The following is a 25,239-nucleotide window of genomic DNA, read 5'->3' as shown; positions in this document are numbered from 1 at the left end:
TGATCGCGACTTCACGACTCGGGAGAGACACATGCCCCAGGATCGGCCCGACAGCGGGATCACGCCGCATCTCACCATCCGCGACGGAAAATGCGCCGAAGCGATCGATTTCTACGCAAGAGCGTTCGGCGCCGAGGAGCAATCGCGCCAGGCGGAGCAGGACGGCGACCGGCTGATGCATGCGGCGCTCGTCATCAACGGCGATTTCCTGCTGATGCACGACGATTTTCCGGAATATCGCGGCGGCGATCCCGCGCCGGAGCCCGCATCGGCCGTGCTGCATCTGGCGGTGGACGATGCCGATCGCTGGTGGGAGCGGGCGGTTGCCGCGGGCGCGGAGATCACCCAGCCGCTCGAGGATCAATTCTGGGGCGACCGCTATGGTCACCTCAAGGATCCCTATGGCTATACCTGGTCGATCGGCGCGCCGGTCAAAAGCTAGACCGGGCGCTGTAGCGCAGGCCCATCATCCTATCCGTGCAAGGCCTCCAGCACATCGTCGAGCCGCGCCGGATCGCCAAGCGCGATCACGCGGCCGTCGCTGTCGGCGTTGAGCGGTTCGCCCTGCCAGTCGCACATCTGCCCGCCCGCCCCTTCGACGACGGCGATCAGCGCCGCAAAATCGTGGAGCTTGAGCCCGGTTTCGATGACGATGTCGAGATGCCCGGCGGCGAGCAGGCCGTAATTGTAGCAATCGCCGCCATAGACCGGCCAGGGCCGCTCGCCATAGCAATGCGCGATCAGGCGGAGATAGGCGTCGGCCTCGTCCTCCGAAAAGCAATGCGGGCTCGTCGTCGCGACGCTGGCGCCTTCGAGCGCGCGGCACCGGCGCGTCTGTGCTGCTTTGCCGCCGAACAGCGTCTCGCGCCCCATCGCCCCGATCCAGCGCTCGCCGGAGATCGGCTGGTCGATCGCGCCAAGCAGCGGCCAGCCCTGTTGCAGCAGCCCGATCAGCGTGCCGAAAATCGGCCGCCCCGCGATAAAGCTTTGCGTCCCGTCGATCGGATCCAGCACCCATTGGCGCTCCGCTTCTTCGCGCACGCTGCCGAATTCCTCGCCGACAATCCCGTCTTCGGACCGTTCTTCTTCGAGAATCGCGCGCATCGCCTGTTCGGCGGCGCGATCGGCCTCGGTGACGGCGGACGAATCGGCTTTGGTTTCCTGCGCGAAATCGGCGCGAAAAAACGGGCGGATTGCCTCGCCGGCCGCATCGGCAAGGCGTTCGGCAAGGGCAAGGTCGTCGGTGAGCGTCGGCATCGGGTCAGTCGCGCGGCCGGTGCTGCGTGCCTTCGCCCGCGGTGATGAACAGCGCGGTCGCCTCGCTCGCGATATCGGCGGTGTGCCAGCATCCGGGCGGATTGATCGCATATTCGCCCTCGCCCAGCGTCACCGTCGCCGTTTCGCCATCGGCCATTTCCTGATGGAGCGTCATCCGGCCCGACAGGCACAGCACGACCTCGTCACCCTTGGGATGCATTTCCCAGCTGTCCCAGTCCTCGGCAAAGCTATGCATCGCGACGAGCCGCCCCTCGGCGCCATCGGCGGTATGACGCGCCCCATAATCGGCATACCATTCGAGTCCCGTAAATTCGGGCTGGACAACCGCCTTGGCACCGAGGCCGAGATGGATAGGCTGTTTCGCGATATCGGGGTTCGTCATGGCGGGCCTCCGGCTTCGCTTCTAGGCGGGCTTGGCCGATACGAACAGGCCGTTCTTTGCGACCGGACAGCTCAGACGGGCCGCACAATCATCAGCGCGACGATGACGACGATCGCGCCGAAGGCCGGCCAGCCGAGTGCGAACCACCAGCGATAGAGCCGGAAATAGCGCGGCGGCAGCGGCTCGCCCGAGGCGGCGGCGGCGCGGGCGAGATCGCGCATCTGCTTCTGCATCCAGACGACGGGGAGCCAGCAGGCGCCGATGAAGAAATAGAGCCCGACCGACCAGAGGATCCACTTGCTCGTCAGCGGCCAGCCAAAGGCATTGGCGAGCAGGGCGCCGGTGATCGGCTGGACGATGACGGCGGTCGCGGTGAACAGGAAATCGGCGATCACCACGGTGCCCGCGACATGCGCGATCACCGCCGCATCGCGCGTCCGGTGTGCCATCAGCATGAAAAAGGCGATCCCGGCCCCCGTGCCGATCAAGACGCACGCCCCCAGCACATGCGCCCAGCGCAGCCACTGGATATATTCCATGCCCGCCATCAGCGCTTCTCCATCATCGGCAATATTAGCAGCGCCAGCACGATGCTCGGCAGCACCTTGGCGAGCGGCGCCAGCGGATCGGCCCAGAGGGCGGGGAGCAGCACGGTGCCGAGCAGGAGATAGCCGCCAGCGAGCAGCACCATGCCCATCAGCGCCGGGCGCACCCATCGGCGCACCGCCAGCATCAGCGCCAATGCGATATCCGCGACTGCGCCTCCAAAGGTGAGCCACCAGGAGGCCCCCGCCCCGATCCCGGTCTGTCGCATGACGGCCGATGCGCGGTCGATATCGGCGAGCGTGGCGATGCCCGACACCAGCCACATGATGCCGAGCGCGAGCAGTGCGGCCGGCAGCAGCGCGGTCGCCCAGGCCATCAGCCGATCCTGCTTGCCCGAGGGCATGGCGGCGAGCGTCTGGTCGAGGGTCAGCGGTGCGCGGTCGAGCCAAGTGCGCGTCGCCGCCGCATCGCCCTCCACGCCGTTGGCGAGCGCGGCAACGGCATTGCTGCGCAAGGGCGAACGCCAGCCGAGCAGGCCGAGCGCGTCCGATGCGCGCATTGCCACGGTCAGAAAGGGGCGCGGCAGCCGCATCGGGCGCCTCCAGTCGCGAAGGCCGAGCCAGCGCCGGTGCGCGGCGATGATGCCCGGCAGCGCGTGCGTTTCCTCGCCGACGAGATCGACCGGCGCATCGGGCGGCGGATCGGCAGCGACGGCGAGGCGCACCGCCGCGACGACATCCGCCAGCGCGATGCATCGGATCGGCGCGCCGAGCGGCGGGAACAGCCCGAAAGGCAGCGCGGCGGCCATGCGGATGAGCTGCGTCCCGCCATAGGCGTTGCGGCCGATGACGAGACCCGGTCGCAGCACGATCGCCGGCACCGGCCCGGCCAGCAGCGCCGAATCGGCCTCCGCCTTGCTCGTCATGAAGTCGCTGTCATTGCCCGCGACCCCGGCGGCGGAAATCTGCACGATGCGCGAAACGCCGGTATCCCGGCACGCCTCACCCAGCGCCATCACGGCATCGCGCTGGACCCGCGTCACATCGTCGCCGGGCGCGCTCTGCAACAGTCCTGCCGCGTTGACGACGATGTCGACCCCTTCGAGCAGCGGCGCCCAATCGCCTTGCGCGGTCAACCGGTTGAGATCGGCAAGGCGCCAGTCGGCATCGGGAAAGAGCCGCCGGCCATAATCGAGATCGCGCGCCGCGAGCCGCACGTCATGCCCATCGGCGATCAGCGCGCTTGCGATCTCGCTGCCGATAAAGCCGGTCGCGCCGAGGATCAGCAGGCGCGGCACCGGCCCCGCCCGATCAGTCGAACAGGCTCGAGACCGAGCTTTCGTCGGCGATGCGGCGGATCGCTTCGGCGAAGAGCGGCGCGATGGGGAGGTGGCGGATGCGTTCGGCCTCGGCGATCGCTTCGTGATTGCCGATCGAATCGGTGATCACCAGTTCCTTCATCACCGATCCGTCGACCCGGGCCACCGCGCCGCCGGACAGCACGCCGTGCGAGCAATAGGCGATGACGTCCTCGGCGCCCGATTCCTTCATCGCGGCGGCGGCGTTGCAGAGCGTTCCCGCCGAATCGACGATATCGTCGACGATGATGCAGAAGCGGCCTTCGACGTTGCCGATGATGTTCATGACCTCCGATTCGCCGGGGCGCTCACGCCGCTTGTCAATGATCGCCAGCGGGGCGTTGTCGAGCCGCTTGGCGAGCGCGCGGGCGCGGACCACCCCGCCGACATCGGGAGAGACGACGGTGATCTCCTTGCCCGAATAGTGCGCGAGCACGTCCGCCGCCATGACCGGGGCGCCGTAGAGATTGTCGGTCGGAATATCGAAAAAGCCCTGAATCTGGCCTGCGTGCAAATCCATCGTCAGCACGCGATTGGCGCCGGCCGTGGTGATGAGGTTGGCGACGAGCTTGGCCGAAATCGGCGTGCGCGGGCCGGGCTTCCGGTCCTGCCGCGCATAGCCGAAATAGGGGAGCACGGCGGTAATCCGCTTGGCCGACGCGCGCTTCAGCGCATCGACCATGATCAGCAATTCCATCAGATTGTCGTTCGCCGGATAGCTCGTCGACTGGATGACGAACACGTCTTCGCCGCGGACGTTTTCGAGGATCTCGACGAAGATCTCCTCATCGGCAAAGCGCCGGACATTCGCATCGGTCAGCGGGATTTCGAGATATTGCGAAATCGCGTTCGCCAGCGGCAGGTTCGAATTGCCCGACAGTAATTTCATGAATCGCTGCTCCCCTTGGAGCCTTGGTCCTTAGCCTGTGTTTCAGGACAGTGAAACCGGGCGGCGGGCCGGAATCGTGGGTTTCGCGCAATGCGGGCCGAATAAAGAAAAAGCCCCGCCGGACGAATCCAGCAGGGCCAAGGTTCAGGAAATGTCTGACTGCCACGAAAGTGTAAACTTTGCAAGAAGCGCATCTTGCGGTGCAGCAAAGACAAGGCCCGCCCGGATCGCTCCGGACGGGCCGAATTTTTGTCAGAACCTCGCTGGCGCGAGGTCGCGGCACCGGCCCTCTCCCCCTCCCGGCCTCCCATGAGCATATCCTGATCGGGAGGCCGGGAGGGGGAGAGGGCCGGTGCCGCGCTCAACCGTCAGGCCGAACCCGCAAGATCAACCTCCGGCAAGCGCCGCGAGCAGCAGCAGGGCCACGATGTTCGTGATCTTGATCATCGGGTTCACCGCCGGGCCGGCCGTATCCTTATAGGGATCGCCGACCGTATCGCCGGTCACCGCGGCCTTGTGGGCTTCCGAGCCCTTGCCGCCGTGATTGCCGTCTTCGATATACTTCTTGGCATTGTCCCAGGCACCGCCGCCGGCGGTCATGGAAAGCGCGACAAAGATGCCCGAGATGATCACGCCGAGCAGCAAGGCGCCAAGCGCGGCAAAGCCATTGGCCTGGCCAGCGACCGCAGTCACCACGAAATACACCACGATCGGTGCGAGCACCGGCAGGAGCGACGGGATGATCATTTCCTTGATCGCCGCCTTCGTCACCAGGTCGACCGTGCGGGCGTAATTGGGGCGGCTGGTGCCGTCCATGATGCCCTTGTCCGCCGCGAACTGTGCGCGCACGTCCTTCACGACGTCACCCGCGGCACGGCCCACGGCCGTCATGCCCATCGCGCCGAACAGATAGGGCAACAGCGCGCCGAGCAGCAGGCCGACGATGACATAGGGGTTTTCTAGGCTGAAGCTCACATCGACCGTCGGGAAGAAGGCTTCGAGGTCCGCGGTATAGGCGGAGAAGAGCACCAGCGCCGCAAGACCCGCCGAACCGATGGCATAGCCCTTGGTCACCGCCTTGGTCGTGTTGCCGACCGCGTCGAGCGCGTCGGTCTTGTCGCGAACGCTCTGGTCGAGCTCGGACATTTCGGCGATGCCGCCGGCATTGTCCGTGACAGGACCATAGGCGTCGAGCGCAACGACCATGCCGGCGAGCGCCAGCATCGAGGTGGCGGCGAAGGCGATGCCCATCAGACCGGCGAGCTGGTAGCTCACGACGATACCGATCACGATCACGAGCGTCGGCAACGCCGTCGCCTCGAGGCTGATCGCGAGGCCCTGGATCACGTTCGTGCCATGGCCGGTTTCGGATGCCTTGGCGATCGAGCGGACCGGCCGATATTCGGTACCGGTGTAATATTCGGTGATCCAGATGATCAGGCCGGTGACGCCGAGACCGATGAGCATCGACCAGAACAGGTCCATGCCGGTGAACGCGGCAACGGTCGCCGCGCCGGTTTCGGTCGTGAGCCCGGTCTCGCCCGCCAGCGGAGCGCCGCCGATATAGGCGTTCATGTCACCGAGCACGAACTGCGTGGCGAAATAGATTGCCGGGATCGAGAGCACCGCGGTCGTGATGAAGCCCTTGTAGAGCGCGCCCATGATGTTGTTCGAAGAGCCGAGGCGAACCATGTAGGTGCCGATGATCGAGGTGATGATGCACACACCGCCGACGGCCAGCGGCAACGCCATCAGGCCGAGCAGCGAAGCGCTTTCCATGCCGGTGAACAGCAGCGCCGTCAGCACCATCGTGGCACCCACGGTCACGACATAGGTTTCGAAAAGGTCGGCGGCCATGCCCGCGCAGTCGCCGACATTGTCGCCGACATTATCGGCGATCGTCGCCGGGTTGCGGGGGTCGTCCTCGGGAATACCGGCCTCGACCTTGCCGACAAGGTCGGCGCCGACATCGGCGGCCTTGGTGAAGATGCCGCCGCCGAGACGCGCGAAGATCGAAATCAGCGAAGCGCCGAAGGCGAGCCCGACAAGCGCGTCGATGATCTCACGCTTTTCGACCGTGTTGCTGACATCGAGACCCATGACCGCGACGAGCACGTAGAAGAACACCGCGATGGCGAGCAGCGCGAGGCCGGCAACGAGCATGCCGGTGACGGCGCCGGCGCGGAACGCGACAGTCAGGCCCTGTTGCAGGCCCTTTTCAGCCGCAGCAGCCGTGCGGACATTCGCCCGGACAGAGATGTTCATGCCGATATAACCGGCGACGCCCGAAAGAACGGCGCCGACGACGAAGCCGACAGCCGAAATCCAGGTCAGGAAGACCGCGACGAGCACCGCGACCAGCACGCCGACCAGCGCGATGGTGCGATACTGGCGGCCCAGATAGGCTTTCGCGCCCTCCTGGATGGCGCCGGCGATCGCCTGCATTTTTTCGTTGCCGGCGCTGGCAGCAAGCACCTGCCGGCTTGTGATGATGCCGTAGAGAACGGCGATAAGGCCACATACGATGGCCGCGACCACAATGGTCATCGGATCGATAGTCATTTGGGTTTGAGCCCCCCTGATTATGGTTCCCCGCATAAAGAAACGCGCCCGGAATCGAGCGCCTAGCGGTTTGCGCGCGCTATAAGATGTAAGTTGCCGATTGTGCAAGCATTTGCTGCGCCGCGATCAATGCTCCCAGCCGAGCCGTTCGGGAAGCGGCAGCGGACGGCCGCCTTCCTCAATGGAAAGCCCCGCCCCTTCGCGGACAAGGCCGATGCAGTGGATCGGCACGCCGCACTCTTCAGCCACGCTTTCGATCTGGCGGCGCGAGCGTTCGGGCGCGGCGAAGAGAAGCTGGTAATCGTCGCCGCCGGTCGCCGCGTAGAGCGTCGAATCGCGGGTATCGCCGCGCATCGCGACAAAGGCGTCGGAAAGCGGGACATCGATGGTCTCGACGATCACCGTGACGTCGCTCGCCTTTGCCATGCGCATCGCATCGATCAGCAGCCCGTCGGACACGTCCATCATCGCGCTGACGAGCGGGGCGAGCTGCTGGCCGAGCGACAGTTGCGGGCGCGGCCGGCGATAGGCGGCGAGCAGCGCATCGTCGCCCTCGCCTTCGCCTTTCGCGATATCGAGCCCGGCGCGCGCATCGCCGATCGTGCCCGAGACCCAGAGCTCATGCCCCGCCTGCGCACCGTCGCGCGTCGGGGAGATTTCGGCCTCCCCCATCGCGGTCAGGCCGAACTGCCGCGCACTGCCCTCGGGAACGCGCACCGTGTCGCCGCCCAGCAGCGGACAGCCATATTCGGCGAGCGCCGCGCCGAGCCCCTCGCCGAAACGCCGGTCCCATTCGGCATCGTCGGAGAGATTATGCGCCGCCAGCGCGCCAAGCGGCCGCGCACCCTTCGCCGCGAGATCGGACAGATTCACGACCGCGAGCTTCCAGCCGATATCTTCGGGCGGGTCGTCGGAGAGAAAATGCACCCCTTCCACAAGCACATCATGGGTGAGGACAAGGTTGCGTCCGCCGTGCGCGAACACCGCCGCATCATCGGTCAGCCCGCGAGCAGCGGGATGCGAGGCCATCGCCTTCAGGCTTTCGATATAGTCGGATTCGCGCGACATGGATGGAGACTAGCAGCAATAGGCGGCGAAGAACTCCACAAATCCCTAACATTCCTCCCCGGAACGGGGAGGGGGACCATGCGCAGCATGGTGGAGGGGCGTTCGCCACATCAGCGCATCGCCAAGAGGCGGGCGCCCCTCCGTCAGCCCTGCGGGCTGCCACCTCCCCGTTTCGGGGAGGAATTCAGTGGCGCACCTCTTTCGCCACAGCATCCAGCAACCCGTTCACGAACGCCTTCTCCCGCTTCTCGTAGAACGCATCGGCCACATCGACATATTCGCTGATGATTGCGCCGGTCGGGATGTCGGGCATCGCGATCAGTTCGAAGACGCCGCAGCGCAGGATCTGCCGCTGGGGGCGGTCGAGACGTTCGAACGACCAGCCTTCGGCCAGCTTCGGCACGATCAGCGCGTCGATCTCCTCGCGCCGCTCGTCCACCCCGGCGACGAGCGTGTCGAAGAAATCGATCTCGGCCGCCTCATATTCGGTGTCCTCGATCACCTGCCCGATCCGGTGCGCATGGAATTCGCGCAGCAGGCGGGGCAGCGAGGTCTTTTCCATTTCCTGCTGGTAGAGCGCCTGGACGGCGGCGAGGCGCGCCGCCGAACGCGAACGGGATCGGGCCTTCGCAGCCATCAGCCCGCCTTGACCCGCATCTGGCCGAGGAAATCGCGCTTGCCGAGCTTCACGCCGCGATGGCGCAGGATGTCGTACGCCGTTGTCGCGTGGAAATAGAAATTCGGTTGCGAGAAGGAGAGCAGGAAATTCTCCGCCGTGAACGGGATTTCCATCTCGTTGAACGCGAAGACCATGTCCTTGCCGACAAAGCCGTTCACCTCGGCCGCCGTCAGCGCCGCGAGCTCGTCGCGCGTCCTGGCAAGGCCGGATTTGAGGTCGGCTAGCGTGGCGGGCGGGGGCGTCACGTCGGGCGAAAATTTGCCCTCGCGCACGCCTTCGATCGCGCCCATCGAGTGGGTCGTGACCCATTTGACCTGGAAACCCAGCGGCAGCATGTCCTCGGCGAGCTTGGCCTGAACGAGATCCTCCTCGGTGCAGCCGTCGGTTTCGGCGCAATGCGCCTCGGCCTTCTCGATCAGCCCGATGACGGCGCCGACGATCTGCTGGTTGCCGGGAATGATGGCGTCGTAGAGTGAAAAGGTCATGTCTCTCTCCTGTTATGATGCGTTGTTGGTGTCGAGCCGGACGGCGATCGAGACAGCATGGGCAGGCAGTCCTTCCGCTTCGGCCAGCCGCCGCGCGGCGGGGCCGATGGCGGCCAGGCCTGCATCGCTGCATTCGAGGAAACTCGTCCGCTTCATGAAATCGAGCACCGAGAGCCCCGATGAAAAGCGCGCCCGCCGCCCCGTCGGCAGCACATGGTTCGGCCCGCCGACATAATCGCCGATCGCTTCGGGCGTCTGGCGGCCGAGAAAGGCCGATCCGGCATGACGCACCTTTGCGAAAAGCGGTTCGGGGTCGGCAACCGCCAGTTCGAGATGTTCGGGCGCGAGGCGATTGACGAGCGGCATGGCGTCCTCGAGCCGGTCCACAACGATGATCGCGCCATGATCGGCCCAGCTTTGCCGCGCCGTCTCGCCGGTAGCCAGTCGTTCGAGCTGTGCCTCGACCTGCGCGGCCACGGCATCGGCGAACCCGGCATCGTCGGTAAACAGGATCGACTGGCTCGTCGGATCGTGTTCGGCCTGGCTCAGCAGGTCGGCGGCGATCCAGCCGGCATCGTTCTCGCCATCGGCGACGACGACGATCTCGGACGGGCCGGCGACCATGTCGATGCCAACAGTGCCGTAAAGCTGTCGCTTGGCCTCGGCGACCCAGGCATTGCCGGGGCCGACGACGACGTCGCAGCGCGGGATCGTGTCGGTGCCATAGGCGAGCGCGGCGATCGCCTGCGCCCCGCCGACGCGATACACTTCGTGCACGCCCGCAAGCTCGGCCGCCGCCAGCACCAGCGGATTGATCACGCCGCCCGGCGTCGGCGTCACCATCACGACACGCTCCACGCCCGCGACGAGCGCAGGAATCGCGTTCATCAGCACCGAGGACGGATAGGCCGCGCGGCCGCCCGGAACGTAGAGACCGGCCGTCTCGACTGCCTGCCAGCGCGCACCCATGCGGACGCCCGCTTCGTCGGTCGTTTCGCTGTCCTCGGGGCGCTGCGCCGCATGATAGGTCCGGATGCGCGCGGCGGCGAGTGCCAGCGCCTCGCGCAGATCGTCGTCGAGCCCGTCGAGCGCCATGCAGCGCGCCGTCTTGGCGATGGTGCGGTCGATACTCGAGGGATCATAGCCGTCGAACTGGGTCGTATAGTCGTCCAGCGCCGCATCGCCGCGCTCGCGCACATCGGCGATGATCGCGGCCACGTCGCGAGCGACGTCCTCGTCCGCGCCGCGCCGCGCCTCGACAAGGGCATCGAAGCGTTCACCGAAATCTGTGTCGGCGGTGGAGAGGCGGAGCGTCATACTCACCCCTCCCCTTCAGGAGCGTCGGGGGTGGGGGCTATCCGCTCGCCGGACGCCTGTGGAGGGTCTCCACCCCAACCCCTCCCCTGAAGGGGAGGGGCTTTTATCGCGCCCGCCACAATCTCCCGGAACCGGTCGACGATCGGCAGGATTTCGGGCCGCGTCTTGAAGGCGGCGCGGTTGACGATCAGCCGCGACGTGACCTCGCACAGCACATCGACCTCGACGAGGTCGTTCGCCTTCAGCGTCCCGCCGCTCGACACGAGATCGACGATCCGTTTGGTCAGCCCGAGCGCAGGGGCGATCTCCATCGCGCCGTTCAGCTTCACGCATTCAGCCTGCACGCCCTTCGCCTCGAAATGACGGCGGGTGAAATTGGGATATTTGGTCGCGATCCGGATATGGCTCCATTCGCGCGGATCGTCGCCTGCCGCCATTTCGCGCGGTTCGGCGACCGACAGCCGGCAATGGCCGATATCGAGATCGACCGGCGCGTAGATTTCCGAATATTTGAATTCCTCGAGCACGTCCGAACCCACGATCCCGAGCTGCGCCGCGCCATGGGCGACAAAGGTCGCGACATCGAAGGCGCGCACGCGGATGATGTCGAGATCGGCGCGATTGGTCTTGAACCGCAGTGCCCGGCTGTCCTTCGCGTGGAAATCCTCTTCCGGCACGATTCCGGCCTTAGCGAGAAGCGGTAGCGCTTCATCGAGGATGCGGCCTTTCGGGATGGCGAAGACGATGGGATCGGGGGCGGACTGGGTCATGGGCGGGTCGCGCTTTACTTGGGGGCGCGGGAACGGGCAAGCTAGGGCTATGGCCGATAAAGAGACCGAGATTCGCGATTCCTTTCGCCGGCAGGCCGAGGTTTGCCGCAAGATGGACAGCCCGATCACCGCCGAAGCGTTGGAAACGGCAGCGGAAAAGCTATCGCCCGACACACGAACGGGCACGCGCCTTCTGCATTGGGAAGGCGATCCCAAAGGGTCCGGAGACGCCGTCTCGTTGCGGCTTGCTGGCGGGCTTCATGCGATCGCGCGCAAGGGCGAGGACCAGGCGCTGAAAGCGGCCTATGCCGGAGAAGCCCCCGTGGCCCCTGCCGTCGAGGCGGCGCTGACCGAGCATGACGCGGAGTTGTACGACTGGCTCAAGCATCCGCCGCAGACCAATGAAGTCGGCCGCGCGGCACTGATCATGGCGGGGCTCCATGTCGCCGCGAGCCGCTACCCGCTCCCCATCGATCTGCTTGAAATCGGGTCTTCGGCCGGGCTGGTGCTCAACTGCAATCGCTATCGCTACGATCTGGGCGGGCTGGAAACGGGCGAAGACACTTCGCCGCTGCTGCTCAAGCCCGAATGGCACGGCGCGCCTCCTCCGCAAGCCGATGTCAAAGTCGTTGCCCAACGCGGCGTCGACCGCAACCCGATTTACCTCTCCTCACCCGAAGCGGCCGAACGGCTTATCGCCTATGTCTGGCCGGACCAGCCGCACCGGATCGAGCGGCTCGAACGCGCCATCGGCCTCGCCCGCGCCTTCTCTCCGCCGATCGTCGCGGGCGAGGCGGCCGACTGGATCGAGAAGCGGCTGGCAACACAGCAGGCCGACGGCATTTTGCGCGTGCTGTTTCACACGATCACGCTGCAATATTTTTCCGCCGAGGATCGCGGCCGCGTCGAACGGGCGGTGGAACAGGCGGGCGCGCAGGCGGATAGGGAACATCCCTTCGGATGGCTATCGTTCGAACTCAACGATGCCCAGGACAATTACGAACTGCGTCTTCGGCTATGGCCTTCGGGCGAGAACCTCCACCTCGCCAACGCCCACCCGCATGGCGACCGGGTGAAGTGGCTCGTTTGAGTTCCTCCCCGGCACGGGGAGGTGGCAGCCCGAAGGGCTGACGGTGGGGGCTATCCTTCTGGCGCTGTACCTGCTGCAAACCCCCTCCACCGGCTTCGCCGGTCCCCTCCCCGTCCTGGGGACGAAAGCTAAGCCAGAAATTCCTCGATCGCCGCCGTCACCTCCTCCGGCGCTTCCCACGGCACGAAATGGCCCGCATCGATCTTGCGGATCGTCAGATCGCCGACGAAATCCTCGAGACCCTCCAGATTGCCCGGCGTCAACGCCATGTCATCGACGCCCCATGTCACGAGCACGGGCATCGGCAGTTTGGGCCAGTCCATGTCGAGCATAACGGGCCGCGCCATCTCCTCGCCCATCGCCGGCACCTCGACCTGCGAGGCGCGATACCAGTTGAGCATGCCGAACGCCGCGCCCGGACGCCCCCAATCCTCCAGATAGCGCGCCAGCTCGTCCGGCGGCAGGTTGAGCCCCTCTTCGCCCGCCCCGAACACGCGCATCAGGAAGGATGCCAGCCCGTTCGCTTCGATCTCGGCATCGTTCGACCGGTCGCGGAAATCGCGGAAATATTGCGAGGATTCGCGCTGCGCCGGGTTCGCCCAGATCTCGCGCTGGAAGACGACCGGGTGCGGCGCGTTGGCGATGATCAACCGCGCGACGCGGTCGGGCCGCATCATCGCATAGCCCCAGGCGATGCCCCCGCCCCAATCGTGCCCCGCCAGCGTGAACCGGTCGATCCCGAGTGCATCGGCGAGCGCATCGATGTCGGCGAACAGCTTGTCGACGGTATAGTTCTCGACGCCCTCGGGCTTTTCCGACTTCGCAAAGCCTCGCTGGTCCGGCGCAATGCAGCGATAGCGATCCTTCAGCGCGCCGATCTGGTGCCGCCATGTCCGGTGCGATTCGGGGAATCCGTGAAGGAAGATGATCAGCTCGCCATCCTCCGGCCCCTCGATAGCGACGTTGAGCGTGACTCCGGTAGAAAGGTCGACAGGCTGCTGGTTCAGTTCGCGCATCTGAATCTCCGCTCAATTCGGTCGTCATTGCGAGGAACAAAGCGACGCGGCAATCCAGAGCCGCAAGCGATGCGCCTTGTGGCTCTGGATTGCTTCGCTCCGCTCGCAATGGTGGGCACTGCAGACACTACGGATAACTCACCGTCTTCGGCTTGTCCTTGGGAAAGGGAATCCGCTCCTCGGCATCGCCGGGGACGAGCGGAAACCGCTCTTGCTTCCAGTCCTCGATCGCCTGTTCGATCCGGTCGCGGCGCGAGGAGACGAAATTCCAGTAGACATGGCGCGGCCGGGCAAAGGCTTCGCCGCCGAGCAGCACGATCCGCCCGCCCCGCTCGCTCCGCAGCATCGCTTCCGTGCCGGGGCGCAGCACATAGAGCCGTCCCTGTTCGAGCGGCTGGCCGTCGAGGCTCGCCTCGCCATCGAGCAAATAGAGGGCCCGCTCGTCGGCCTCGGCTTCGATTTCGATCGCGCCGCCGATGTCGAGCAGGATGTCGGCATAGATCGTCCCGGCATAGGTCGCGGTCGGCGCGGTTTCGCCCCACAGGCTGCCCATGATGATCCGCGCCTCCACGCCGTCGCCGGAGATCACCGGCAGGTCCGCCTTGGCGACATGCTGGAAGGCGGGGTCCATCTCCTCGTCGGCCTCGGGCAGCGCGAGCCAGGTCTGGACAGCGAACAGGTCTTGCGCACCGGCGCGGTCCTCTTCCGGCGAGCGTTCGGAATGGACGATGCCTTTCCCCGCCGTCATCAGGTTCACCGCGCCCGGCTCGATCACCTGCACCGTGCCGAGCGAATCGCGGTGCTCGAAGCGGCCGCGCAGCATGTAAGTCACCGTCGCGAGGTTGATATGCGGATGCGGGCGGACATCGACGCCCTTCCCGGCATCGAGCGTCGCCGGGCCCGCCTGATCGAAGAAGACGAACGGCCCCACCATCGTGCGGTCGCGCGACGGCAGCGCGCGGTGCACCTTGAAACCACCGAGATCGTGCGTGGCGGGTTCGACGGTCTGGATGATCGGGCTGGTCATGCGGCGTTCTCCCTCTGGCGAGCGAATAGATCGGGCAGGTCGGGCGGGTAATAGCGTTCCTCGCACGCGGCGAGTTCGTCGGCGGTCCACCAGCGATATTCGCGCATCGCGCGGCGCTCCATGTCGCTATGGCCCGAAACATCGATTGCGGTCTCGGCCACGCGGATCGCGAAATAGCGCTCGACGGCATGCACCTTCTCGCCCTCGAACGTCACGAAGATCGAATCCCTGGCATCGACCGCCTCGCCGGGTTCGGCCGCGATTCCCGTTTCCTCGAGCAGTTCGCGACGTGCGGCATCCTCATAGCTCTCGCCCGCCTCGCATTCGCCGCCCGCCGTCGCCCAGAAGGGCGGCCGGTCGCCGGGATCGAAGCGGAACAGCAGCAGCCTGTCCGCCGCGTCGATCACGAGCAGGCGCGCCGCGTGCCTGTCTCGCACTGCGCTCACTCCGCGATCTCGCCCGGCGCCCGCGCATTGATGCGCAGCGCATGGACCTTGTCCCGCATCAGGTCGCCCAGCGCCTTGTTCACGGCGCGCTGGCGTTCGATGCGGCTCATCTCCTCGAACTGCAGCGCGACGATCTCGACCGCGAAATGCGATTCGCCCGTCCCCGGCGAACCTGCATGGCCGGCATGCTGGTCGCTCTCGTTCACGACGCGCAAATGCGTCGGGCCGAGCGCGTCGATGAGACGCTTTTCGATTTCTGCGGCAACAGGGCCTTTCGGTTCGTCGGTCATCGTCCTTATATAGTCCTTTCGCGCACGGCTTTGCCAATCAGGAGCACCCTTGGCCTCGAACCCCAACAGAGACCGATTTCACGGCCGCGTCCATGAGGACGAACGGACGTGCGACCATCCGGGTTGCATGGAGGCCGGCGAATTTCGCGCGCCCCGAACACGGCACCGGCGCGGCGGGTTCGACGGGCCGGGCGATTATTACATGCTCTGCCTCGACCATGTCCGCGAATTCAACGCCGGCTATAATTATTTCGAAGGGATGGACGAGGACGCGATCTGGCAGGCGCAGCGCCCCTGGTCGGGCTGGGACCGGGAGACGCGCTCCTTCGCCAGCGGCGGCGCGAGCCCGACGCCGAAATGGCAGGACTTCACCGACCCGCTCGACGCCATCGGCGCCCGCTTCCGCCAAGGCGTCCGCGCCCCGCGCACCGACGGCCGCCCGCTCACCGACCGCGATCGCCGCAATTTGCAAATCCTGGGCCTGAAAACCGACGCGGATCGCGCGCAACTTCGCAGACGCTATGCCGAGCTGCTCCGCAAATATCACCCCGACCGCAATGGCGGCGACCGCGGCTATGAGCAAAAGCTGCAGCGCGTGATCGAAGCCTATCAGGAACTGAAGCGCGCGGCGGCGTTCGCGCAGGCTTAGGAAGGCGGCGCACCGAGGGGCTGCTCCACCCAATGGCTCAGATCGCGACCGAGATCGGCACCGAGCGCACGAATCGGTTCGGCAGAATCCTTACGCAGATGATCGAGCACGCTGTCGGGGATGGCGATCTCGTCCGCCGCGAACACGCGATCGGTGAGCTTGCGGTGGTCCGCTTCGGGCAGTTTCTCGAAATGGCCGGGGGCGGCGCCGATATGGCGGGCGATAGCTTCGAGCGTTGCGACCGGATCGGCCATCATGTCGTCGAACAGAAAGACGTGCAGCTGTTCGGCGCTGAAATGCCGCCGCCATCGCGCGATATTCTCGCGATATTCGCCATGGCGCACCCAGCGCACGAATAGCTTAAGGATGCGATCATGGCTGGCGCGGGTCAGGTCGAGCCGCTCCTGCATATGCCCCATGCGAATATGCGCCCAGGCCCGGTCGATCGGGTTGCGCAGGCAGTAGAACAGCCGCAGATCGGGATTGTAGTCGCGCAAAGCGGCGACGCCTGCATCGTCCATCACCGCATATTTGGGCGTGATCTCGCCGACGACCTGCTCCTCTCGCGCCTCCGCGAAAGCCGCGTGATATTGTTCGCGGGAGAGACGGCTGCGGCCTGTCCAGTAATGCATTTCCTCTGGCGCGACGAAGATGCCGGGATGCGTGGCGAGCCAGCGGCGCTGCCAGTTGCTCCCCGCCTTCATCGCGCCGAGGCCGAGAAAGTCGATCACGCGGCGACCTGCTCCATCAATGCCTTTTCCTCGCGCCACAGATCGGCGAAGGCGACGTCTTGGCACTCATCGAACCACGGCCCGCCATTGGTGAAATGGATGGCGTTGGGCGGCGCATCGGGCACCGGATATTCACCCTCGAGGAAGTTCCAGGTCAGCGGCAGCGATCCGATCAGGTTTTTGTCGGGAAGCCATTGGAACTGGTGCAGGAAGAGTGGCGTCGCGCTGTTCACCACCTGCGGTGTCAGCGCCCTGCAGGCCGGGTGCGCGCCATCGAACAGCATGAAGGACGACCAGTTCTTGCACGGATAGGCGGTCTGCTTGCGGCCATCCATCTTCGTCGCGCGGACGGGTTCATAGTCGTGCTTGACGACATGCACGGCCTTGTCCGGCTCCAGATCGTCGAACACGCGGGTAATGTTGGCCGTGAACAGGAAATCGCAATCGGCGAAGATCGTCCAGCCGTCATGATCGGCGAGATGCGGGGTCAGGAAGCGCGTCAGCGAAAACTCCGTCGTCGCGGCGTCGGGCGGGCGGGTGTAGAGGCCGCGACGACGCAGCTCGTCCTGCCGGATGGCGTAGACTTCGATGTCGGCGCTGGCATGGCGCTGGATCGAGTGGCGGCAGACCCGCCAGGCGATATCTTCGCGGCTGTCATAGCCGATGAAAATCTTGAGCGGCTTCGCCATGGCGGGTCTTCACCATAGAGGGGGCCGCGCTGTCCAGCACGCAATCGAAATCAGCGGCCAAGCCGGTCTATGGCGCGCTCCGCCTCTTCGAAGACCGCGCCCCACGGCCGCCCGGCCCGGCGCAACAGATGCGCGCTCGGGAAGAACCAGTCCGCCTCGCCCTGCGCCGCCCAGTGCATATTCACCTGACCCTCGTCGAGCAGGACGACGACCGGCACACCGAGACACCCTGCCGCGTGCGCAGTGGTGTTGCTGATCGAAACGAGCAGGTCGACGCTGGCGATGGCCGCGAAATGCGCGTCGATATCGTGGAAATGGTCGACACCTTCGACGCGGGCCAGCTTGCCGCCGGATCGCTCCTCCAGCTCCGCGAAACCGAACTCGTCCTCGCGATATTGCAGCGAGACGAATTGCGGGTTGGTTTGCGCCATGAATGCCGCCCAGTCGCCTAGCGCGGGCAGCGCCTTGTCGTCATTGGTGCTGTGCCACGCAATGCCGATGCGGGGTCCGCCACCGGCAGCGGCTTGCCGGAACCGTGCCACCCGTTCGGGATCGGCAAGCAGCGGCACGAAGCCGTCCCGCGCATCCCTGTCGCCCAGCAGATGCTGACCGAGCCTATCATAGGACGCGACGAAATCGACAGGCGGCAACGCCTCGTCATCGCCATGCGCCCGCACATCCACCGTAGGAAATGTCCGCTGCAGTGGCGCAACCAGCCTTGGGTCGGTCAGCGCGACGACCTTCGCCACCCGCTCCGCCGCCGGACCCAGAAACCGCGCCATCCGCATCAGCGGCACGATCTGCCGGTCGGCATCCGCCACCAGTAGCGTTTTGCCGTCGAGCGGCTCGCCGTCCCAGGCGGGCGCAACATCGGGCCGTGCCCATTTCGCCTGACGCAGATCGGCGAACAGCCGCCACGCCTCGGCCGCATGACCGCGGCTCTGCAACACCTTCGCCGCCATCATCGCCGTGCGCCGGTCTCCTTCGCGGCTGGCCTGTTCGGCCCTCGCGAGAAGCTCGGCATCGGATTCGATGGCGGCGAACGGGTTGCCCAGCGCCTAGACCTTTTCCAGCGCCTGCATGAAGTCCGCGATCAGATCGTCGGCATCCTCGACGCCGATCGACACACGCACGAGATTGTCGGTGATGCCGAGCGCCTTTTTGCGCGCATCGGGAACCGACAAATGCGTCATCGCCGCAGGATGGCTGGCGAGCGTTTCGGTGCCGCCGAGGCTGACGGCGAGCTTGGCGATCCTCATCGCGTCGAGGAAGCGGAAGCTCTCTTCCTCGCCGCCCTTGATGAAGACCGAGAAGGTCGAGCCCGCGCCCGAGCAATGCCGGTCGTAGATATCGCGCTGGCTCGACCCTTCCTCGAGGAAACCGAGATAGCCGACGCCGTCGACCTTGGGATGATCGCGCAGGAATTCGCACACTTTCTGCGCGTTCTCACCCGCCCGCGTCATCCGCAGTTCGACCGTTTCGAGGCTGCGGAGCAACATCCACGCTGTGTTCGGATCGGTGATCGTGCCGATCGTGTTGCGCATCGCGCGAATCGGATCGAGCCACTTCTTGTCGCCCATCGCGCCGCCGGCGACGAGATCGCTATGGCCGCCGACATATTTGGTGAGGCTGTAGATCGAGATATCGGCGCCATGCTTCAGCGGCTGCTGCCAGAGCGGGCCGAGGAAGGTATTGTCCATCGCGACGGGCGGCGGATCGTCCGGGAACGCAGCGTCGACGGCCTGGCGCACCATCTCGATATCGACGAGCGCGTTGGTCGGGTTGGCCGGGCTTTCGAGATAGACGATCGCGACGCGGCCCGATCCCATGCAGCGGCCCTTGGCCTGTTCGAGGACCGCGTCCACCTCCTCGCGCCTCGCGCCGGCGGGGAAATCGATAAAGGTCACGCCGAACCGGCCGAGCACACGGTTGATCAGCGTTTCGGTCGCCGCATAGAGCGGGCCCGAATGGACGACGACATCGCCCTGCCGGACATTGGCGAGCAGCACCGTTGCGATCGCCGACATGCCGCTGGAGAAGACGAGCGCTTCCTCGGCATCTTCCCAGACGCTCAAGCGATCCTCGCAGATTTCCTGGTTGGGGCCGTTAAAGCGCGAATAGACAAGCCCCTCGGCGCCGCCCGGGCGTTTGCCGGTAATGCCTTCGAAATGCCGCTTGCCGGCGGCCGCGCTTTCGAAGGCGAAGGTCGATGTCAGGAAGATCGGCGGCTTGAGCGAGCCTTCGGACAGCGTCGGATCGAAGCCATGGCCCATCATCAGCGTCGCGGGCTTCAGCTTGCGGTTGCCGATCTTTTCGACCTCGGGCTTGGGCTTGCGGCGCGGGGTCGTGCCGGTGAGATCGGCCTCGGTCTCGTCGGGGCTGAGCGTCGTATCGGGAATCTTGGGGGTCTTCGCCATGGGGAGTATCCTTCCTTGTCACGCTCCCAGGAAGGCAGGAGCCGAATTGACCGGAGGGGCCCAGCCTGCGCTGCGCGTTCCTAACCTCCGCAGGAACGCCTCTCCCTCATCCGGCCAAACTTGCCACGATGAACGTCACGCCGACGATCATCGGGATACCCAGAATATCGAGGAGGAAACCGGACTTCAACATCCGCGGCAACGCGATGTGGTTGGTTGCCCAGGCGATGGCGTTCGGCCCGGTGCCCGATGGCAGCATGAAGCCCCAGCTCGCGGCCAGCGCGGCGGGCATGGCGAGGACCATGGGATCGGCGCCGGTCGCGACGATCAGCGCCGCGACGACGGGCATGACGCCGCTCGCCGTGGCGACGTTGGAGGCGAATTCGGTGATCAGGACGACGAGCGCCGTCAACGCCAGCGCGATGACTATGACGTTGACCGTCTCCAGCGGTTCGAGCGCTTCGCCGAGCCAGGTGCCGAGACCCGATTCGATAATGCCCGAAGCAAGCGCCAGCCCGCCGCCGAACAGCATGATCACGTCCCAGGGCGCGCGATTCGCCTCGAGCCAGTTCAGCAGCGGCCGCCCGGTTCCGTCGGGCAGGACAAAGAGCAGCAGCCCGCCCAGGATCGCGATCGTGCCGTCATGGATCGCGCCTTCGGGCAGCATCGACTGGAAGAAGGGCAGCGCCACCCAGGCGCCGACGACGAGCGCGATCACCGGCACCAGCCGCCGTTCGGGCGACGTCCATTCGCCCGGATCGCCGATCGCCTCGCGTGCATGGTCGAGATCGAAATCGCGCCGCCCGACCTTCTGCACGCGCACGAGGATCGCGAGGCACAGCGGGATTCCGATCAGGACGACGGGGATGCCGTATGTCGCCCAGGTCAGGAAATCGATCTCGGTGCCGAGCGTCCGGTTCATCAGCCCGGCGGCAATGGCGTTGGTCGGCGATCCGACCAGCGTTCCCAGTCCGCCGATCGAGGCGGCAAAGGCAATGCCCATCAGGAGCGCGCCGCAAAAGCCGTCTGTCTCACCCTCCTTCATCCCGCCCGCCGCGAGCACGGCGACGGCAATCGGCACCATAATCAGCGTGGTGGAGGTATTGGAGACGATCATCGAGAGGATCGCGGTCGAGGTCATGAAGGCGAGCAGCAGCCCCCATGTCGTCTTGCCCGATCGCGAGATGATGGCGAGCGCAAGCCGCCGGTGCAGCCCCGTCCGCTCGATCGCCAGCGCTACGAACGCCCCGCCCAGAATGAGGAAAAGTATCGGCGAATAATAGGCCCCGGCCACCTCGCCGGTCGTCATCACGCCCATAAAGGGAAGCGCCACGAACGGCAGCAGTGCCGTCGCGGTGAGCGGCAGCGCCTGCGTCATCCACCAGCTCGCCATCAGCACGGTGAGCGCAGTGACGCGCCAGGCTTCCGGCGTCATCCCTTCGGGCGCAGGCAATGCGAGTATCGCAGCGAATGCGATCAGCCCACCAAAAAAGCCGTAGGTTTTGGCCGACATCTGCGCTCCCCCGTCACCCTGAACGCGTTTCAGGGTCTATATGCTCGGCTTTTGCCGTATTCTCGAGACGGTAGAGCATATGGATGCTGAAACAAGTTCAGCATGGCGGTGTGCGCGCCGTTAAAACACGATCAAAGACAATTGCCGCCCGTAATCGGGCTCTTCCCGGTGCGTCGCGCGGCGATAGCTGAAGAAGCGGTCCTCATTGGCATAGGTATCGAGTTCGAGCCGCTCGATCGCGCCCACCTCCAGATAGGTGAGCCACGAGGCGACATAGGCTTCGAGATCGAAATAATGGTGGCCCGGGGCGCCTTCGCGGAAGAACTGCTCATTCTCTTCCTCGATCGCTTCGAAGCGCTTGCGGAAGGCATCGTCGACTTCGTAGCTGCCGCGGCCGATGCACGGGCCGATCGCGGCAGCGATCCGGCTGCGCTCGGCGCCGAGTTCTTCCATCTTTTCGACGACCGAGCGCGTGACGCCGGTCATCGCGCCCTTCCACCCGGCATGGGCCGCGCCGATGACGCCGGCTTCGGTGTCGGCGAGCAGGATCGGCGCGCAATCGGCCGAGAGGATGCCGAGCGCGATGCCGGGGCGGTTCGTCGCCATGGCATCCGCCTCAGGACGCATGTCGTCCGGCCATGGCTTGTCGACGATCACGGCATCAGCGGAATGGACCTGATGCAGCGTGACCAGCTTGGCGCGTTTCGCCACGGCCTCGAGCGCACGGCGGCGATTGGTCTCGACGTCGGACAGCACATCGTCGGAGCCGATTCCGACGTTGAGACTCTCGTACAGGCCCGTCGAAACGCCGCCGGTCCGGCCCAGAAAGCCGTGCCGTACGCCCGACAGCGCATCAGCCTCAATGATATCGATCTTGCTCGTCATCGTCTCAATCGTCGCAAACGGCCCGCTTCTTTAGCGGTCATGCCGCGTGATGCAACGCATGGAAATCAAAATGCCGCCGGATCGGGCCAGGACTGTGACGTAAATGCCAGAACCTTGAAAAGCCGCCCCATTTCCGTGGGATTCGTCAGCCTGTCGCGCGCCGCGATGAGTTCCTCGCGGCAATGGGGCGCGGCCTTGGCCAGCGCCGCGGTGCGCGCGCCGAGGCCCATCGATTCGAGCCACATGCCCTGCTCGACCGGGCCGTGAACCTGCAGACCGGCCTCCCTCCCGATCCGCGCCAATTCGCCAAAATCGACATGGGCGGTCAGGTCCCGCGTGCCGGGCGCAGCGAAGATATCGGCATAGGCGTGACGCGATACGGCCTGCAGCGTATCGCCCAGTGCCGGGCCCTCATAGCCATAGTCGATGACGAGTGCGGCGCCGCCATGTTCGGCCAGCCGCGAAGCCAGCGCTCCGGCAACGGCCGTCGTCGCGGCGGACGTTTCGATCACGCTGCCGGGCTCGGCATCGCGCAAGGCCGGGGGAACGAGCGCCGTCAGGTCCGGTCCCGACATCACCGGGGCAAAGCCCTCGTCTCCGTATCCGACCGACAGTTCGCGCCAGCCATTTTCGTCCCGACAAAGCTGGCGGACCGGCAGGGCATCGAAAAATTCATTGGCCACGATCAGCAGCGGCCCGCCTTTCGGAACCTCGTCAAAATCGTCGTGCCACCGTCCGGTCGGCAGCCGTTCCGCCTGCATCCGGCGCAGCACCGGGCTGGTTTCGACCAGATCGATCGGCGGTTCGAATCGCACCGCACGCATCGCCCGCAGCGCGTCCTCGGCCAGCGTCCCGCGCCCCGGCCCCAGCTCGACATAATGCGCGTTCTGCGGGCTTCCTGCACGCGTCCACAGATCGGCGAGCCACAGGCCGATCAGCTCGCCGAACATCTGGCTGATTTCGGGCGCGGTGACGAAATCGCCCTCGGCGCCCAGCGGATCGCGCGTCGCGTAATAATGCGCGTTCGCCCCGGCCATGAAGCGAACGAGCGGCATCGGCCCTTCCGCCGCGATTTCTCGGGCGAAGCGCTCGGCGAGATCGGTGTCGCTCATCGCGGCGCGGGTACAAATCCTCCCCTGCAAGGGGAGGTGGCAGCCCGGAGGGCTGACGGAGGGGTGTAAACATCAGCGATGCGCATATCGCCGATGGTCATACCCCTCCACCGCTTCGCGGTCCCCCTCCCCTTGCAGGGGAGGATATTGCCGGCGAATATCATCCCGCCGCCTCGGCTCCCGCGCGATCGGGTTTCGCCTGCTCATAGCGGCCCTTTGCAGTGACGATCAGCCATATGCCGCCGATCAGCATCGGGATCGTCAGCAACTGCCCCATCGACATCTGGAACCAGAGCAAGCCGAGATGATCGTCGGGCTCCCGGAAGAATTCGACCGTGAAGCGCGCGACGCCGTATCCGGCCAGGAAAACGCCCACGAGCTTGCCCGGATGCAGCCGGGCCTCGGTCTTCCAGAACAGATACCAGAGCAGCAGGAACAGCCCGATGCCTTCGAGACCCGCTTCGTAAAGCTGGCTCGGATGGCGGGCGAGCTCGTCGGCGCGCGGGAAGACCATCGCCCAGGGAACATCGCCGGGACGGCCCCAAAGCTCGCCGTTCACGAAATTCGCCAGCCGCCCGAAGAACAGGCCGAAGGGGATGGTGCAGGCGACATAATCGTGGATCCGCAGCCAATCGAGCTTGTGCTTGCGCGCCATCAAAATGATAGCGAGGCTGACGCCGATGACGCCGCCATGGAACGACATGCCGCCGTCCCAGACCCGCACGATCTCGATCGGATTGTTCAGATATTCAAGCGGCTTGTAGAACAACACATAACCGAGCCGGCCGCCGAGCAGGATGCCGAGCGTCGCATAGAATACCAGGTCGTCGGCGTGGCGGCGGGCCATGGGCGCGCCGGGCTTCGCGATCAGCTTCAGCAGATACCACCAGCCGATGATGATCCCGGCGATATAGGCAAGGCTGTACCAGCGCAGCTGGAAGAAGCCGAGATCGAGCGCGACCGGCGACAGGCCGAGCTCGGCCCAGCGCAATGTATCGCCTGACGCGGCAATCGATGCTATGATAAAATCCAAACCGTCCCCCTTGGGCTTTTGCGCCTCTTAATAGCGGACGGGACAAAGGAAAAGCCGCAGGCGATGTCGCGGCAAGGAGAAACGACCATGGCGACCCATGCACCCGAAGCCCCCGTCAACCGATCCTTCACGCGGATGCAGGACGGAAAACCCGAACATTGGATTGAAATCGGCAAGCAGCACCAGGAGCATTACAAGACGTCCGCGCCCTATCGGATCATCGAACATCTGCGCGATCTGGGCGAGCTGACGCTCGGTTTCGGCTGCGACCAGCTGCACCATTCGCTGATGACGGCGACGCTGGCGCGGCGCGACGAGGCGAGCGACGAGGAAATCGTCGCCGCGCTCTGCCACGATATCGGCAAGACGATGTCGGTGCCCAACCACGGCGCGATCGCGGCCGAATTGCTGAAGCCCTATGTGTCGGACGATCTCTACCACACGATCAAGTGGCACCAGGATTTCCAGGGCGCCTATTACTACAATTACATGGGCAAGCCGACGACGCTGCGCGAGGATCACAAGGACGAGAGCTGGTATCCCCTCGCCTGCAAGCTGGTCGACGATTGGGATGCGCCGGCCTTCGATCCCGATTTCGAAGTCGACAGCCTTGAAAGCTTCGAGCCGGAAATCGTGCGCGTCTTTTCGACGCCGAAGATGATGTAGCGGCGGATGGCGAGCATCATCCGGGGCCTGATTGCAGGGTCGGCCCTGCTGTTGGCAACCGCGTGCACGACCCCGAACAACGCCTTCGACGGCGACTATGTCACCGATTACGATAGCTGCGTTGCCGCCGGTCACGCGCTGAACCCGAACGATCCGAACCAGTGCTATTTCGACGGGCAGGTTTTCCTGCGCGGTCGATAGCGAGCACTGGACCAGCGCCAACCCGTATTCATCGGAGACGACAAAGCCCCCCGACGACTGGCGCCGGAGGGCTTTTTTGTTTGCTGCGACCCGAAACTAGCGGGCGCTGTTCACGTCGTTCTGGGTGATCGGAACGATGCG

General features: G+C 65.5%; 28 protein-coding genes. 5 read left to right on the top strand and 23 right to left on the bottom strand.

The genetic code is table 11. From position 1 onward, the window contains the following. The first annotated feature begins 31 nt into the window (after positions 1-31). Positions 32-442 (top strand): VOC family protein, encoded by a 411-nt coding sequence (locus Q0139_RS02785; RefSeq protein ID WP_298016976.1) that lies wholly within the window; start codon positions 32-34, stop codon positions 440-442. Between the two features lie 29 nt (positions 443-471). Here Q0139_RS02785 and Q0139_RS02780 read toward each other — a convergent pair whose 3' ends face one another. From Q0139_RS02780 to hisG, 11 genes are all read right to left on the bottom strand, one after another. Next, complete coding sequence (locus Q0139_RS02780) at positions 472-1,257, bottom strand: inositol monophosphatase family protein (RefSeq protein ID WP_298016974.1); 786 nt, start codon at positions 1,255-1,257, stop codon at positions 472-474. A gap of 4 nt (positions 1,258-1,261) precedes the next feature. Beyond that, complete coding sequence (locus tag Q0139_RS02775; protein WP_298016971.1) at positions 1,262-1,660, bottom strand: cupin domain-containing protein; 399 nt, start codon at positions 1,658-1,660, stop codon at positions 1,262-1,264. Between the two features lie 71 nt (positions 1,661-1,731). Further along, positions 1,732-2,208, bottom strand: coding sequence for a DUF2269 domain-containing protein (locus Q0139_RS02770; protein ID WP_298016968.1), 477 nt, complete (start codon positions 2,206-2,208; stop codon positions 1,732-1,734). Beyond that, entirely contained in the window at positions 2,208-3,503 is a 1,296-nt protein-coding gene (locus Q0139_RS02765) for an SDR family oxidoreductase (protein ID WP_298016965.1), read from the bottom strand. Before Q0139_RS02765 ends, Q0139_RS02770 begins: the two co-directional genes overlap by 1 nt. Positions 3,504-3,516: 13 nt before the next feature. Beyond that, positions 3,517-4,452, bottom strand: a complete 936-nt coding sequence (locus Q0139_RS02760) for a ribose-phosphate pyrophosphokinase (RefSeq protein ID WP_298016962.1) — start codon at positions 4,450-4,452, stop codon at positions 3,517-3,519. A gap of 387 nt (positions 4,453-4,839) precedes the next feature. Beyond that, positions 4,840-6,999: a sodium-translocating pyrophosphatase gene (locus Q0139_RS02755; RefSeq protein ID WP_298017037.1), complete on the bottom strand. Its 2,160-nt coding sequence runs from the start codon at positions 6,997-6,999 to the stop codon at positions 4,840-4,842. Positions 7,000-7,140: 141 nt separating this feature from the next. Beyond that, positions 7,141-8,082: a thiamine-phosphate kinase gene (gene thiL / locus Q0139_RS02750; RefSeq protein WP_298016957.1), complete on the bottom strand. Its 942-nt coding sequence runs from the start codon at positions 8,080-8,082 to the stop codon at positions 7,141-7,143. Between the two features lie 184 nt (positions 8,083-8,266). Then, on the bottom strand, positions 8,267-8,719 hold the full coding sequence (gene nusB / locus Q0139_RS02745) for a transcription antitermination factor NusB (RefSeq protein WP_298016954.1): 453 nt from the start codon (positions 8,717-8,719) through the stop codon (positions 8,267-8,269). Further along, a complete protein-coding gene (locus tag Q0139_RS02740) occupies positions 8,719-9,246 on the bottom strand; it encodes a DUF1993 family protein (protein WP_298016949.1) in 528 nt (175 codons plus the stop codon). Before Q0139_RS02740 ends, nusB begins: the two co-directional genes overlap by 1 nt. 12 nt (positions 9,247-9,258) lie before the next feature. Further along, the gene (hisD, locus tag Q0139_RS02735; protein WP_298016945.1) at positions 9,259-10,563 is read right to left on the bottom strand and encodes a histidinol dehydrogenase; all 1,305 of its coding nucleotides are present in this window, start codon (positions 10,561-10,563) and stop codon (positions 9,259-9,261) included. Between the two features lie 2 nt (positions 10,564-10,565). Continuing rightward, positions 10,566-11,333, bottom strand: coding sequence for an ATP phosphoribosyltransferase (hisG, locus tag Q0139_RS02730; protein ID WP_298016942.1), 768 nt, complete (start codon positions 11,331-11,333; stop codon positions 10,566-10,568). Between the two features lie 49 nt (positions 11,334-11,382). Here hisG and Q0139_RS02725 point away from each other — a divergent pair, with 49 nt between their 5' ends. After that, positions 11,383-12,423: a DUF2332 family protein gene (locus Q0139_RS02725; RefSeq protein WP_298016939.1), complete on the top strand. Its 1,041-nt coding sequence runs from the start codon at positions 11,383-11,385 to the stop codon at positions 12,421-12,423. 128 nt (positions 12,424-12,551) lie between these two features. On the opposite strand, the gene Q0139_RS02720 is transcribed toward Q0139_RS02725, so the two are convergent. The 4 genes from Q0139_RS02720 to Q0139_RS02705 form a co-directional block, all read right to left on the bottom strand. Next, entirely contained in the window at positions 12,552-13,439 is an 888-nt protein-coding gene (locus Q0139_RS02720; RefSeq protein ID WP_298016936.1) for an alpha/beta hydrolase, read from the bottom strand. Between the two features lie 127 nt (positions 13,440-13,566). Beyond that, positions 13,567-14,466, bottom strand: coding sequence for a pirin family protein (locus Q0139_RS02715; protein ID WP_298016933.1), 900 nt, complete (start codon positions 14,464-14,466; stop codon positions 13,567-13,569). Then, entirely contained in the window at positions 14,463-14,903 is a 441-nt protein-coding gene (locus Q0139_RS02710; RefSeq protein ID WP_298016929.1) for an NUDIX domain-containing protein, read from the bottom strand. The genes Q0139_RS02715 and Q0139_RS02710 overlap by 4 nt, the downstream gene beginning before the upstream one ends. Positions 14,904-14,908: 5 nt before the next feature. Next, positions 14,909-15,202, bottom strand: coding sequence for a BolA family transcriptional regulator (locus Q0139_RS02705; protein WP_298016926.1), 294 nt, complete (start codon positions 15,200-15,202; stop codon positions 14,909-14,911). A 127-nt stretch (positions 15,203-15,329) separates the two neighbouring features. Here Q0139_RS02705 and Q0139_RS02700 point away from each other — a divergent pair, with 127 nt between their 5' ends. Next, the gene (locus Q0139_RS02700) at positions 15,330-15,851 is read left to right on the top strand and encodes a J domain-containing protein (RefSeq protein WP_298017035.1); all 522 of its coding nucleotides are present in this window, start codon (positions 15,330-15,332) and stop codon (positions 15,849-15,851) included. On the opposite strand, the gene Q0139_RS02695 is transcribed toward Q0139_RS02700, so the two are convergent. From Q0139_RS02695 to lgt, 8 genes are all read right to left on the bottom strand, one after another. Continuing rightward, positions 15,848-16,582 (bottom strand): sulfotransferase, encoded by a 735-nt coding sequence (locus tag Q0139_RS02695; RefSeq protein ID WP_298016923.1) that lies wholly within the window; start codon positions 16,580-16,582, stop codon positions 15,848-15,850. The genes Q0139_RS02700 and Q0139_RS02695 overlap by 4 nt on opposite strands. Next, on the bottom strand, positions 16,579-17,271 hold the full coding sequence (locus tag Q0139_RS02690; protein WP_298016920.1) for a hypothetical protein: 693 nt from the start codon (positions 17,269-17,271) through the stop codon (positions 16,579-16,581). Before Q0139_RS02690 ends, Q0139_RS02695 begins: the two co-directional genes overlap by 4 nt. A 50-nt stretch (positions 17,272-17,321) precedes the next feature. Continuing rightward, positions 17,322-18,236, bottom strand: coding sequence for a hypothetical protein (locus Q0139_RS02685; protein ID WP_298016917.1), 915 nt, complete (start codon positions 18,234-18,236; stop codon positions 17,322-17,324). A 93-nt stretch (positions 18,237-18,329) separates the two neighbouring features. Beyond that, entirely contained in the window at positions 18,330-19,688 is a 1,359-nt protein-coding gene (locus Q0139_RS02680; RefSeq protein WP_298016914.1) for a cystathionine gamma-synthase family protein, read from the bottom strand. A 106-nt stretch (positions 19,689-19,794) separates the two neighbouring features. After that, complete coding sequence (locus tag Q0139_RS02675) at positions 19,795-21,201, bottom strand: DASS family sodium-coupled anion symporter (RefSeq protein WP_298016911.1); 1,407 nt, start codon at positions 21,199-21,201, stop codon at positions 19,795-19,797. Positions 21,202-21,321: 120 nt separating this feature from the next. Continuing rightward, positions 21,322-22,086, bottom strand: coding sequence for a peptidoglycan editing factor PgeF (pgeF, locus tag Q0139_RS02670; RefSeq protein WP_298016908.1), 765 nt, complete (start codon positions 22,084-22,086; stop codon positions 21,322-21,324). A 65-nt stretch (positions 22,087-22,151) separates the two neighbouring features. Next, entirely contained in the window at positions 22,152-23,198 is a 1,047-nt protein-coding gene (locus tag Q0139_RS02665) for an SAM-dependent methyltransferase (RefSeq protein ID WP_298016907.1), read from the bottom strand. A 160-nt stretch (positions 23,199-23,358) separates the two neighbouring features. Continuing rightward, positions 23,359-24,222 (bottom strand): prolipoprotein diacylglyceryl transferase, encoded by an 864-nt coding sequence (lgt, locus tag Q0139_RS02660; protein ID WP_298017033.1) that lies wholly within the window; start codon positions 24,220-24,222, stop codon positions 23,359-23,361. 96 nt (positions 24,223-24,318) lie between these two features. On the opposite strand from lgt, the gene Q0139_RS02655 reads away from it, so the two are divergent. Beyond that, positions 24,319-24,897: an HD domain-containing protein gene (locus Q0139_RS02655; protein ID WP_298016903.1), complete on the top strand. Its 579-nt coding sequence runs from the start codon at positions 24,319-24,321 to the stop codon at positions 24,895-24,897. A gap of 6 nt (positions 24,898-24,903) precedes the next feature. Continuing rightward, on the top strand, positions 24,904-25,098 hold the full coding sequence (locus Q0139_RS02650) for a hypothetical protein (protein ID WP_298016900.1): 195 nt from the start codon (positions 24,904-24,906) through the stop codon (positions 25,096-25,098). Positions 25,099-25,239 lie beyond the last annotated feature (141 nt).

The organism is uncultured Parasphingopyxis sp. (assembly GCF_937129435.1).
Lineage (GTDB): Bacteria > Pseudomonadota > Alphaproteobacteria > Sphingomonadales > Sphingomonadaceae > Parasphingopyxis.
This window is presented reverse-complemented; position numbering and strand designations above follow the sequence as displayed.